Annotated in this window: 16 protein-coding genes, 1 tRNA gene and 1 riboswitch; of the genes, 12 read left to right on the forward strand and 5 right to left on the reverse strand. The window is 36.5% G+C overall.

From position 1 onward, the window contains the following. Nucleotides 1–23: 23 nt before the first annotated feature. Nucleotides 24–141, reverse strand: a riboswitch (TPP riboswitch). Between the two features lie 62 nt (nucleotides 142–203). Further along, nucleotides 204–1337, reverse strand: coding sequence for an alcohol dehydrogenase catalytic domain-containing protein (locus tag KFZ58_RS02295; RefSeq protein WP_235793257.1), 1134 nt, complete (start codon nucleotides 1335–1337; stop codon nucleotides 204–206). A 217-nt stretch (nucleotides 1338–1554) separates the two neighbouring features. Between KFZ58_RS02295 and KFZ58_RS02300 the strand changes: the two genes are divergently transcribed. Continuing rightward, nucleotides 1555–2118, forward strand: a complete 564-nt coding sequence (locus tag KFZ58_RS02300; protein WP_235793258.1) for an aminoglycoside phosphotransferase family protein — start codon at nucleotides 1555–1557, stop codon at nucleotides 2116–2118. Nucleotides 2119–2180: 62 nt separating this feature from the next. Then, complete coding sequence (locus KFZ58_RS02305; protein WP_235793259.1) at nucleotides 2181–2393, forward strand: hypothetical protein; 213 nt, start codon at nucleotides 2181–2183, stop codon at nucleotides 2391–2393. 459 nt (nucleotides 2394–2852) lie between these two features. On the opposite strand, the gene KFZ58_RS02310 is transcribed toward KFZ58_RS02305, so the two are convergent. Next, nucleotides 2853–2924, reverse strand: a tRNA-Ala gene (locus KFZ58_RS02310). Between the two features lie 245 nt (nucleotides 2925–3169). After that, nucleotides 3170–3352 (reverse strand): hypothetical protein, encoded by a 183-nt coding sequence (locus tag KFZ58_RS02315; protein ID WP_235793260.1) that lies wholly within the window; start codon nucleotides 3350–3352, stop codon nucleotides 3170–3172. Between the two features lie 255 nt (nucleotides 3353–3607). Between KFZ58_RS02315 and KFZ58_RS02320 the strand changes: the two genes are divergently transcribed. From KFZ58_RS02320 to KFZ58_RS02350, 8 genes are all read left to right on the forward strand, one after another. Further along, complete coding sequence (locus tag KFZ58_RS02320; protein ID WP_235791691.1) at nucleotides 3608–3748, forward strand: hypothetical protein; 141 nt, start codon at nucleotides 3608–3610, stop codon at nucleotides 3746–3748. 479 nt (nucleotides 3749–4227) lie between these two features. Continuing rightward, nucleotides 4228–6021 (forward strand): group II intron reverse transcriptase/maturase, encoded by a 1794-nt coding sequence (gene ltrA, locus KFZ58_RS02325; protein WP_235791690.1) that lies wholly within the window; start codon nucleotides 4228–4230, stop codon nucleotides 6019–6021. A 232-nt stretch (nucleotides 6022–6253) separates the two neighbouring features. After that, nucleotides 6254–6694, forward strand: coding sequence for a hypothetical protein (locus tag KFZ58_RS02330; protein WP_235793261.1), 441 nt, complete (start codon nucleotides 6254–6256; stop codon nucleotides 6692–6694). 448 nt (nucleotides 6695–7142) lie between these two features. Next, nucleotides 7143–7541 carry a DinB family protein gene (locus KFZ58_RS02335; RefSeq protein WP_235793262.1) on the forward strand — a complete coding sequence of 133 codons (399 nt, stop codon included), beginning with the start codon at nucleotides 7143–7145 and terminating at the stop codon, nucleotides 7539–7541. Nucleotides 7542–7802: 261 nt separating this feature from the next. Next, nucleotides 7803–8192 (forward strand): YhfC family intramembrane metalloprotease, encoded by a 390-nt coding sequence (locus KFZ58_RS19110; RefSeq protein WP_255695016.1) that lies wholly within the window; start codon nucleotides 7803–7805, stop codon nucleotides 8190–8192. A 26-nt stretch (nucleotides 8193–8218) separates the two neighbouring features. Beyond that, complete coding sequence (locus KFZ58_RS19285) at nucleotides 8219–8518, forward strand: YhfC family glutamic-type intramembrane protease (RefSeq protein ID WP_441360061.1); 300 nt, start codon at nucleotides 8219–8221, stop codon at nucleotides 8516–8518. 93 nt (nucleotides 8519–8611) lie between these two features. Beyond that, nucleotides 8612–9067, forward strand: coding sequence for a DUF3995 domain-containing protein (locus KFZ58_RS02345; RefSeq protein WP_255695017.1), 456 nt, complete (start codon nucleotides 8612–8614; stop codon nucleotides 9065–9067). Between the two features lie 498 nt (nucleotides 9068–9565). Next, on the forward strand, nucleotides 9566–10141 hold the full coding sequence (locus tag KFZ58_RS02350) for a cupin domain-containing protein (protein WP_068444938.1): 576 nt from the start codon (nucleotides 9566–9568) through the stop codon (nucleotides 10139–10141). A 231-nt stretch (nucleotides 10142–10372) separates the two neighbouring features. On the opposite strand, the gene KFZ58_RS02355 is transcribed toward KFZ58_RS02350, so the two are convergent. After that, complete coding sequence (locus tag KFZ58_RS02355) at nucleotides 10373–10858, reverse strand: ImmA/IrrE family metallo-endopeptidase (protein ID WP_235793263.1); 486 nt, start codon at nucleotides 10856–10858, stop codon at nucleotides 10373–10375. A 63-nt stretch (nucleotides 10859–10921) separates the two neighbouring features. Further along, a complete protein-coding gene (locus KFZ58_RS02360; protein ID WP_235793264.1) occupies nucleotides 10922–11266 on the reverse strand; it encodes a helix-turn-helix domain-containing protein in 345 nt (114 codons plus the stop codon). Between the two features lie 178 nt (nucleotides 11267–11444). On the opposite strand from KFZ58_RS02360, the gene KFZ58_RS02365 reads away from it, so the two are divergent. Both KFZ58_RS02365 and KFZ58_RS02370 read left to right on the forward strand, forming a co-directional pair. Next, nucleotides 11445–11675, forward strand: coding sequence for a helix-turn-helix domain-containing protein (locus tag KFZ58_RS02365; RefSeq protein ID WP_235793265.1), 231 nt, complete (start codon nucleotides 11445–11447; stop codon nucleotides 11673–11675). Between the two features lie 332 nt (nucleotides 11676–12007). Beyond that, on the forward strand, nucleotides 12008–12394 hold the full coding sequence (locus tag KFZ58_RS02370; RefSeq protein ID WP_235793266.1) for a DUF961 family protein: 387 nt from the start codon (nucleotides 12008–12010) through the stop codon (nucleotides 12392–12394). The last annotated feature ends 40 nt before the right edge of the window (nucleotides 12395–12434 follow it).

The raw sequence follows: 12434 nt of genomic DNA on the forward strand, positions 1-12434 counted from the left end.
TTCGAATTTGAAGATAGATTAGACATTTCGTCTGACTACTTCCCTCCGCTGGTATGATCCAGATCAGGTCCGTAAGAGTCAGAAAGCTCACACGTGCTTTCCTCTCAGCCCACGTATTTTTGGGCACCCCTAGTAGTTACTATTTATTTGATTGTTCATTCATTTTCAGTTTAGCAAATAAATCTACATTTGTCATGGAATAGTTATGGCTTAAATATAACTTTAATACTTCCATCTTCTTTCTTATCAAAAATATCATAAACCTTCGATGCTTTGTCTAAGCCTACTCGATGTGTGATAATATCTGTTGGGTCGAATTGTTTGTTCTCAATCATTTCGTAAAGTTTTGGCATGATATTAATTACCGGTGCTTGTCCCATCTTTAAAGATACGTTACGTGTAAAGAAGTCTGCGAGTGGAAAATTATTTGCATCGCTTCCATACACTCCTGTTAATTGAACCGTACCGAATTTCCGTACAGCTTGTGAAGCGGTAATGATCGGGCTAATTGTTCCAAATTGATTGTCCATTTCAGACCCGAACTCTGTTTTAGGCGGTACGGTTCCGTCCATTCCAACACAATCAATGACAACATCAGCCCCACCTTTTGTATCTTCATGTAAAAGCTGTCCGATTTTTTCATATTCTTTAAAACTGTACGTTTCCACATTATTTGTTTTCTTCGCATGTTCTAATCGATGCTCTATCTGATCTACAGCAATTACTCTCTTTGCTCCTTTTAGCCATGCGAATTTCTGTGTCATCAACCCAATTGGTCCGCAACCTAAGATTATTACTGTGTCATTTTCTTTCACTCCACTATGCTCCACACTCCAATAGGAAGTAGGAATGACATCGGATAACAATAATACTTGCTCATCTTCCAGTTCACTTGACTCTGGTATTTTAAAAGATGAGAAGTCTGCATAGGGCACACGTAAATATTCTGCCTGACCGCCGGGATGATTCCCAAAGTCCTCGCCAAATCCAAACAAACCACCAGGTTCTCCGTGAGGGTTCGAGTTATCACATTGACTTTCCATTTGGTTATTACAGAAGAAGCAATCTCCACATCCAATGTTAAAAGGGATGACTACTCGGTCTCCCTTTTTCAAGTTTTTTACATTTGGACCGACTTCTTCAACAATTCCCATTGGCTCATGCCCAACAACATAATCATTTGCCGGAACGATCCCACCCTTATATAGGTGAAGATCTGATCCGCAAATTCCACTAGCGGTAATCCGGACAATCATGTCATCATTTTCTTGGATAGTTGGATCGTCGACTCTTTTCGTCTCCATTGCCTCTTTACCTTGAAATGTTACTGCCTGCATATTTTCACCATCCTTTAAATAGTTGGTTATAAAGCATATTTCCTTAATTGGGTGAATTTAAACGCAGGGGTTTTTGGCGATTTACTTAGAAGTATTATATAATCAGTCAAAAAAGATTAGAGTATGAAGGGGAGAAATAAAAAATATGTGGTGTTCCAGTAGTTTTAATGACAAAGCTTGAGGGAAGTGTTGAATTAAAGCCAAGGGGTATGCATGAATGGTTAGCTGGTCTTGCAGGTGTACTTGTAAAATTCATGCTGTTGAAGTCAGTGATTTTCCATGGATTTATTTTTCCTATAATGACATTTCAAAGGTTGAGATCCCGGAATGGTCTAGTGTTCCAGATGTATGGGAAAAGGCAATAGCTATTGCAAAAGGACCGCGCCCTAATGCTAAAAATAACTTCATCCATCGAGATTATTATCCTGCAAATGTGATGTGGCGTGATGGCGCAGTCAGTGGTGTCGTGGACTTTGTGAATGCCTGCCAAGGGCCATCAGGGATTGATATTGGACATTGCAGAGTAAACCTGGCGATGTTGTACGATGTTAAAACCGCTGATGGATTTTTAGATGCATATAATCGACTTGCCGGAAAAGCATTTACCTATGACCTCTATTGGGATCTTATTTCATTAATGGACATGCTTTCTGAAGAATATCCAAAAGTATACCCGGGCTGGAAGGAATTTGGTGTTATAGGATTAACGGATAAAATGATGGAGGAACGGTTGGATCAGTATGTCGTGCACTTGATGAGGGCGGTGAGTGAAAGTAAATAGATTTATATTTTTGATAGTTTTTTATATGTATCGTGGTATAATATTAGGAAAGGAGGGTGGATGTGCAGGAGAAATTAAATACTATTTTAGAACATTTGGAAATCCTACAACAAGGTCAAGTTCGATTTGAGGAAAACTTGAATACCTTTGGCAAGAGGCTGGATCGAGTTGAGCAAAATTTAAATACCTTTGGAGAGAAACTTGGTCAAGTAGAAAAAGTTAATAAATTCTTGCTGTTAATCAAACTCGTATGGAAGAAAGACAAATTCGCCTAGAAGTGAATCAAAAATCATTTGCAACCAGTCAGGCTCGTTTAGAAGAGAAGTTTGATAATTTTACGGTTGAAACGAGAAGTCATTTTAAACATGTTCAGTCATAATTGGATCGACCTACAAGTTAACTCTACATTTGAACCCCAAGTAATACATCTTTCACAGTAATCTTCAGAGAAAACAAGCATCATATCTCAACCTCCTAAGAAATTATATTTCCTGAAAAAATATTGTGGAGTATAAAAAGGTTAGCTGGACACTCTAGTAGAACGTCCAGCTAACCTTTGCTTCATTATGGAGCATATCGGGCTCGAACCGATGACCTCTTGGCTGCCAGCCAAGCGCTCTCCCGAACTGGATGGTTTCACTACAATAATAAAAATGAGGCTCTACAACCTTTTTCGAATTAAAAAACACTCTTCTCATTCTGTAATTAGAATAAGTAAGAGTGATGTTTTGAAATGGAGCTGACGGGATTCGAACCCGTGACCCTTTGTCTGCCAGACAAATATTCTCCCACTGAACTACAGCCCCATGATGTAATATAGTTAAAAATCGCAAGCAAAACCATTATATAATTTTGATGGGATTATATCAAGTTTTTAATTTGTGGCTTTGAAATAAAGTTTGATACAATTATGTTGATATGGTGGATTCTTTTAATTCCGCAAACGGGCCATATTATGGAGTAAGGCTTATTTGACTAACGCAGCAAGTTAGTTTAATAAGCTATTTTATACATAATAAAAGACGGTCAAAAAAGCACCGTCTATATATAGCTACTTATTATGTGTTATTTCTTTGTAATAAAGGTAATCGACTTTATGTTTGGTAGCCATTAACTGTGAAGCCAAAACCGCCGTATAAACAGTGGTTAGTACAATTGCTCCAACACCAAGACCTGTAAGGTTTAGTTTATTAGATCCAGTCACTCCATTATTACTTGTCGTTGCTTCTTCCATTTTATCCCCCCTAATTTGTTATAGGGGTATTATCTGCAATGGCATTTAAACTTATACCATAAAAATAAATAACTGATAGAAATTTAATCCAAAACGAATAAAAATTAGTAGCATTCCTGCAATTAAACTTAAGTTTGTGATGAAATGTACTTAAGCTAACGGGCGCCGTTCGACAAGCTATGCTATAAGCGCTTTGAAGCGTGAAATGCAGCGGATTACTTATAGTTAATCCAAACTTTACAACGGAGGATGGGAATGAAGGAACCATGTTTCCCGAAACCATCCCGTCAATACTCCTGCTTGCGTCATGACTGGCAGGTCATGGGGTTTGAAGTACAGGTAGATTCGGCAGAACGAAGGCTGAAGCCACTCCGTAGGAGAAGGTATGCCAACTGATATGCCGCGCGGCTGAAAAACTGGATATGGTGAGAATGGTTTCAGCGAAATGAAACTGACGAATAACCGAATATACAGGTCTAAAGTTTGAACATAGGGAAACTTATGTCCTATCTAGCGATGGGGTGAGTGGTGTGCAGTAAAAATGCGCCCTATGAAACACGCTATACCGGACAAAGGCGGTATCCAGCTCACAGGCTTCCAGGGGAACACCTAAGTTCAGTACGGATAGCTAGGTTGTAAGGGACTTGGAAAACAAGGAACGTTGAAACAAGGACTGTCATCCGAAACGGTTGCTATAAGGCTTATGCCAAAAAGCATTTATCCTTGCGAGGGTAGGGGCATGACTGACGAAGTTCCTGTAATGGGAATGGAGGAACAGCCCCAAGTCTAATGAAATGAAAAGTTATTTTCCACACGTGCATTGCACCGGTCGGGTAGGAACGTGGGAACATCACTCCAATAGGAGGGATGCCACAGTGCAAGCTTTGCGATATTGGGATTACTACGATATGACGGAAACGTTTACGGATCTGTATGATAAAAGTTTGAATCAACAAGCTTTTTCACATCTTTATGATGTTATCACATCAAGAGAAAATATCTTGCTTGCTTATCGTACTATCAAGTCCAACAAAGGGTCTAAGACACCTGGAACGGATAGAAGAACGATAAGCGATATGAAAAAATGGTCTGAGGAAAAACTTATGATGGAAATCCAAAACCAGCTAGAAAACTATTGTCCGAAAAAGGTTAGACGAAAATGGATTGAAAAAGATAATGGAAAGTGGAGACCCCTTGGCATCCCTTGTATGTTAGATCGAATCATTCAACAATGTTTTAAACAGGTACTTGAACCGATTGCGGAAGCCCAGTTCTATAATCATAGTTACGGATTTAGACCATTACGTTCTGCGCATCACGCCATGGCAAGAATTCAATTTCTAATCAATCAAGCCCATTTTCATTTTGTGGTGGATATTGATATAAAGGGATTCTTTGACCATATTAACCATACATTACTTATTAAGCAACTATGGAATATGGGAATTCAAGACCGAAAGGTACTAGCTTGTATTGCCAAAATGCTCAAAGCTGAAATAGATGGTGAAGGGATACCATCTCAAGGCGTTCCACAGGGTGGATTGTTATCAACTTTACTTGCAAACATTGTGTTGAATGACCTCGACCAGTGGGTTGCGGGACAGTGGGAGTTCTTCCCTCTTTCCAAATCCTTTCAATCTAGGACTGGTGAAACACTAGCCAAAAAGCGTACTAATCTGAAAGAAGGCTATCTCGTACGCTATGCGGATGATTTTAAAATCTTATGTAAGGATGGAAAAACAGCTCAAAAATGGTATCATGCCGTAAGGCTATATCTCAAGGACCACTTGGGACTGGACATTTCGCCCGAAAAATCACAGATAGTGAATTTGCGAAAGAGAGAATCCGAATTTCTAGGATTCACCATCCGGGCTGACGTAAAGGGTAAAAAACGTGTTGCACGCACCGGCATTAAAGCGAGTAAAAAACGTAAAATCAAAGAGGAGGCAAAGAAACTAATTCGAAGAATTAGAACCTCTCCTTCGGCGATGAATGCGTTGCTTTTCAATAGTTTTGTTTTGGGAATTCATCAATATTTCAAAAGGGCTACCAAGGTTAATCTCGAGTTTTCACGTCTTGCCTATGATTTAGGTGCGTTCATCTACAATCAGCTTAGACCAGTAGGTAAATATGATCACCCAGCTAATCCGCCACCAACTTATAAAAAAATGTATCTTAATAGATTTAAAACATTTCAAATCGCTGGTGTATATCTATTTCCACTTGCGGATGTAAAAACTTTGAATACCTTTGGGTTTACTCCAAAAATGACGCCCTTCACGGAAGAAGGAAGGAATATGATACACAAAAAGTTGCGTTCGGACATCCAAAGTGAAATAGGCTTACTCATGAAATCAACACTTCCAAACCGAAGTATTGAATACATGGATAACCGAATCAGCAGGTACAGTATGAAGATGGGAAAATGTGAAATCACAGGCGTGGAATTGTCCGCGGCTGAGGTTCATTGCCACCATTATGTACCTTTAAGTCTTGGCGGAAACGACCAATTTGATAACCTTCGTATCCTGCATAAAGGGATACACAAGTTAATTCATGCCACTAATAAAAAGATGATTGATGGACTTATAAAAGAGTTTCAGCTTACTGGAGACATGATAAATAAAGTCAATCGTTTCCGTAGGAAATGTGAGCTTGAAACAATTTGAAAATCTCAAACAATAAGTAACGAGGAACTTATAACTCAGTATATTTTGTTAGATGGAACGCGGAGTGCGGGGAAACCTGCACGCTCCGTGTGGAGCAGGGGAAAAGCTGGAGATGACTTCAAATGCTTACCTATTGCTGACGTTAATCGAACAGTGTTATGCCAGAATTGGGCCATTTTGTGGAATAACGTTTTATGAAAGTAATTACTATATGGAGTGAAGGGGAGTTAGTGTGAATTATAAATTTTTAATACTTTTAATAGGCTCATATTTATTGGCTTTTTCAGTAAATTTAATGCCTGCATTGAAGCATCCAGATTTGAATATAAACATTTTCAATTTATTAGTAACTCTATTGTTTATGTTCTTATTACTAATGTACTCAAAGAAAGGAAGCAAGATATTAAAACTGTTTTCAATTGTTGGCGTTATATCAGGTATCCTTGTGTTTGTCATTGCAACATTTGAGTCAACTATGATTGGTAACGGTATTTTAGACTTAATAGTTTCAATACAGTATCCTTTTTATTTTATTTTTACCATCCCAGTATTTGGTGGTAATATGTTATTCGATTTAAGTTACGGTGGGTACTCATTGTTGATGTCACTTTTTTATGGAATTGTATTAACTTTAACAATTTATTTTAAAAAGAACGATGCTAAATCTGGCTAACTTATACCATTAACGGGCGCGATAATCGAATAAATATGTGCCGCAATAGTGCCATTTTGCGGAATATTAGAGGTGATGAAAAATATGAATTCCAAAGTCTTTATTTTGTTAGTAGCTGTTTTAGGAATTAATACTTTGAGGTATGGAACTTATCTTCTAGAAGGATCTGTGACTATCTATAATTGGGTACTATTTGCTCTGAATTTGCTCTCTTTGATTATCATTGGCATTTTGCAAACGAAAACAAAGATAGTTGATTCAAAGAGAGATTAAATAAAAAATAAAGTCTTCTGCAATCGGACGCGATAACCGAATAAATTTGTTAAGCAAAAGGGCCATTTAACGGAACAAACAAAAGCCATTTTTAGGGGTGAAATTGGGTAAGATAGGTATTGTTTTAAAGGGGTGAAAAGTCATAGATTCAAGTGGTTTTATTTATGCTGCTAAGATGATCAATACTTTAGCAGAAGAAATTCCAGAAAATAAATGGGATGTTCAGTTGATTGAAAATTTAGGATCACTAAGAAAACTATTCATCCATATCATTCGTGTTAGAGATATTTATAGGGATGGATTAAGAACTGGTATTATAGAATTTCCAGGCAATCTACCGTCAAGTGATGACAATTTAATTGAGCAATTAGACAGATCAATGAATGAATTAGCTTTTGCATTTACACAAGCAAGTAATCAACGTATTAAGATGGGTGAAGAATATTTATCTGTAGTAGAGCTGTTAAATACTGCAGTACAACACGAAGGCATTCATCAGGGACAGTACTTTGTCGCCCTTAAACAGGCAAAGATTAAGTTACCGAAACAATGGATTCAGGATTGGGATATGTAACCATATTGTTCAATTATAGGGCGCGAGAATGGAAAAAGATTCAGCCCTATTTTACATATAAGAGGCATCTTGTCTAAAAGGAAACCTTTTTGGTGTTATCCCCATAATAACATCTGTCCTGACAATATTTTTTTGATCTATAGTTGAAGTGGTCGGCGGGAGTTTGGATACCGATGTGATTATGGTTTTTCTTCAATAGTGGCGAATTAAATGGTGGGCATTAATCATTCAAAGGAATAAAGCAATAAAAGGATGATAAATTTGATTGATACTGTATCTATTATATTTATGGCGCTTGAGGGAATTCTAGCGATTGGGGTTCCATTGTTTTGTACAATTTATTTTATAAGAAAATACCGGATTTCTTGGAAACCGATTCTAATTGGAATTATGGTTTTTATTGTGTTTTCGCAAATACTGGAACAAATGCTGCATCGATATGTGTTTGGGATCAATCCGTCCTTATCGGAGTGGTTAAAAAACCCCTATCTTTTTGCTCTTTATGGTTGTTTGGCTACGGGCGTATTTGAGGAGATAGGAAGATACATTGGGTTTCGTTATCTTTTGAAAAAGTACCGAGACTGGAAAGACGGTATTGCTTATGGAATCGGACATGGTGGAGTTGAGGTACTACTCTTCGTGGGGGAGTAAGTATTTCATTAATGATTAATGCCTCTATGGGTAACCAATTGATTAATTCACCTGCCTATATGGATTTGACCGGCCTAGGGAGAGTATTCGTTTTTACGCATCATTTAGGATTTTCGCTATTGGTTCTTTACAGCGTGCGAAATCAGAAAATTAAATTTCTACTATACGCGATTTTGACTAATGCCGTAGTTTACTTTGTTACGGCCATATTGCAAATACTCGATTTTAACATCTTTATAATAGAGGGTTTCAACTGTGTTGTTGCGATTGTGGCCGTTATTTTTATAGTGAAATCAAAGTCCCTATTTAAACACAGACAGACTTAAACTTATAGAAGTTGTTCCTTAATCGGGCGCGATAATCGAATAAATGTCTGCCGCAAAGGGCCATTTTGTAGAATTATCGAGGGGTGTTTTCTAATGCAGAGGAGTTATTGGTTCATAGCTTTGGGTATTGTTTGGACTATTATTTTTTCAGGTATGAGCTTTTATTGGGCAATGGGTGGCTTACTTGGTGTTAAATCTCTAGGAGGGTTTATTTATGAGATGTCCCTAAACCCTTCCCCCTCGTTCGTTATGATAGTTTGGCTTACCGGTTTTATTAAATTACTTGGGTTACTATTATTGTTGATGCTTCTTATTCAATGGAAGAAGCCTATAATAACCAGAATGCTTTATTACGTCACAAAAATTATAGGAGCTTTATTGTTCTTGTATGGCTTACTAAATTTCATTACGATTTCCCTGAGTGTGTTTAACGTTTTAGAATTTGACTTAGATTCATATGCAACGTTTTGGAGGTTAGCTTTTTGGGAACCTTTCTGGATGGCTGGAGGGGTATTTTACTTTTTTTCCGTTAAAAAGAGTACGATTTAGTTAACACTACTAGGGGAACTATTTCTTTGATAAGGCGTTTGAAATGATCTTCCAGAAACGGGCGCAATTCTGGAATAAGGATTTGCGCTCGTACTGTAATAGGGCCAGATTGTTCCGTTATGGGGGGATTAAAGTTGATTATAAAAACAATTGTTGGCTCCTTGATAGCAGGAGTAATTTACACCATTATTATGGGGATATATTTCAAAAAGATTGGAATAAGCTCTTCGAGAAAATATATAAGCGGTATAGTGTTTACTGTTATTTTCTTTGTTTTATCTTTAATATTGAACAACTTTTTTTAGCTTATAAACAGCAACTGCATATTAAGCAATCGGGCGCAGTTGTTGAAGAAGCATTGTGCCTGAATCGGGCCATATTATGGATGGTCAACGGATAAGAACAAACACCTTGATTAGGTAGTCCAGCAATAACATTCCAAAGCATGTGACATATGATGATTTTATAAACTATATGCCATGAGAGGAATGAAAAAATATGTATCGTTATCCATATCCTTACGCGTATCCTTATTATGCTAATCCACCAATGTGTGACTGTTACAAGATTCCTGATTGCCGGTGTATGTCAAATGAATCCGGTTATGCAAATTACTTTTGGCCACATACAAACACTCAAAGCTATGCAGGTACCGTACTAAAAGATCATGGAAGAGAACCATTTGTCGTGAATATAAACCAAGCTGCTAAGCAAAATAATACATTTCGTACAGCCATATGGACAGGAAATCATTTGCAGGTTACATTAATGAGTCTGAATCCCGGAGAAGATATTGGAATAGAAATGCATCCTGATGTTGATCAATTCTTACGTATTGAACAGGGTCAGGGTATTACTCAGATGGGAAATAGTAAAGATAATTTAAACTTCCAAAGGAATGTTTATGATGATTCCGCAATCGTAATACCTGCTGGAGCATGGCATAATCTAACAAATACAGGTAACATTCCATTAAAACTTTATTCGATATATGCTCCGCCTAACCATCCATTTGGAACCGTTCATGAAACGAAAGCAGACGCAATAGCTGCCGAAGAAAACCATCACTACTAATTGGGTTGAAAGATGTTTACTGGTTTGGAATCTTCAATTAAAGGGCGCAATTGTGGAACAACACAGGTGGAATAATGACATAACTTTATTTGAAGAGTTAACGCCTATTTAACAGTGTTTATTCGAATCTAAACGAAAAAAATAAGTTAAAAATGACATAGTTCTGTACCAAAATCCCTACCAAAAAATAAGTTGGTAGGGATTATTTTTGTTGTATTAATCACTTTGAAATTATGCATTAAATTGTTGTTGTAATTTTGATATTTGTAGTTGATTTCTAAAATGATTCAATCTTATTTCTGCCATTTCTTGAGTGACTTTAAATTCTTCCATTATAAACGGTATTCCTTCGTTAATATTAGTTATATTATATTTTTGCAACATAAAAGTAGGTACACAAAAATGAAGCATAAAGTTATTTGCTTTCCATTCTTGGTATTGGAAGAAAAGAGTGTTTATATTCAGAATTTGATTTCCGAAATGCAGTAAAACGTGACAAAGTTCATGCCCGAAATGTTCCCATTGTAGTTCAGGAGACAAACGGGAATCAATGATAATTTCTCCATTATAAGTTCTGCTTGAAATAGGTACAAAATGGATTGGAATTTCTAAAAGTTCAGCTATCGCTTTCATCTTTAATTCTTGAGGATGGTGAATGTTTAAACTGAAATAAAATTGTTCGATTGCATCTTCTAATAAAGTTGTATGATAATTCATAGTTTGTCTCCTTTCTAGAATGTATGTTCGTTTAATGAGTATAAAAAAAGCCCAATAATAGGCTTATTTTTTTTTGTCTCTTTCTTTGATAAATTCCCAAAAACGTATCAATTCATCTATTTTTTCTTCTGGTGCGTCTTGTAAGTCTTTAAAAAATATTTGTGTTTTCGGGTCTAAAAATTCCTTCCACATTTCTTCAGGAGAATTACTATGTTCATTTCCAGTGATTAAATAATCAATGGATACATTAAATATATCTGATAATTTTTTTAGCGATTCGTAGTCGGGGTGCCTTTTGTTGAGTTCATAATGAGCGTACGTACCTCTATTTAAATTAAGTTTTTGTGATAGTTCTTGTTGAGATAAATTCTTTGCTGTTCGTAATTTTTTTAGTCTATCTCCCAACATGATAACTCCTCGTTTCCATCATTAGATTTGTTTATCTATATTATACTGTAGCATAAAGCTACATTAAATATTTGTTTCAAAAAAGTACAAAATAATCATTGACTGTAGCGAAACGCTACTGTATAATAAGAATTATCAAGTAGCAAAACGCTACAAAAAAGGCGGGTGATAAGATGGTATGACAAAAAGAGAATGGTTGTATAGAAAAAGGACAAATCAAAAGTTAACTCAAGAGGAAGTAGCGATTCGTTCAAATATTAAACGTCCTTATTACTCTCAAATTGAGTTAGGTTTAAGAAGTCCTAGCGTTAAAGTTGCTAAACAAATCGCTGAAGTGATTGGGTTTGATTGGAAAATTTTTTTTGAGAAAGATTGTAGCGATTTGAAACAAAAAAATAATACTTTTTAAGGTATTGCACATTGAAAACTATATATAGAAAGAAAGCGTATATGACAATCCTGCCAAATACGCCTTTATAAAACCTGAACACTTTTATTATAGGGCATCTTGGCAAAAATGTCACGCGTTAGTATTAAGTGTACACAGCTAGACACTTTTGAAAATGTTGTAGGAGGCTAGAAGAAGCGTCCTGATGGTAATAAAACATTACCTACTAGAATGTCGCCGTGATCTGAAAGTAGCGACTGATAAGCGCCATGATAGGAGCGGTACAGATAAATATCAAATTGAAAGATAGGAATAATGTTAAATATTTTAGATAACAAAAGGAGCGATATATGATGAATTTTAGAAGTGGGATTAAACCAGATGCAAAGATAACGTTTGGCGATATGATTTTTATGGGATTGGCAAGAGAAAAAATGTATTTTGATCGGGAACGAGGCGTCAGAACGGATCAATTGGAATCTCGTATCTATAATTTAGCGTCCTCGACCCAAGGGGAACAAATTGAGGTAACATTGCCGGACTACGTAGATTTAAAAGAAATACATTTTAATGCACCGGTAGAATTAAAAAATCCAACCATAACGGCACGAGCGCAAGCAAGTGGAAATGGGTTTGCGAATGTTGTTTGGACTGTGAATGCTGAAGATATTTTAGAAGTTGGTAAAAAAGCCGTAAAGAATGATGTTGAATCGGTTAATACAAGTACGGATAAAAAATAACGAGACGTACAGTTAAATGTTTGTACGATTTTATTGTAAA

Origin of the sequence: Virgibacillus sp. NKC19-16, from assembly GCF_021560035.1 — a bacterium.
Classification (GTDB): domain Bacteria; phylum Bacillota; class Bacilli; order Bacillales; family Amphibacillaceae; genus Virgibacillus_L; species Virgibacillus_L salidurans.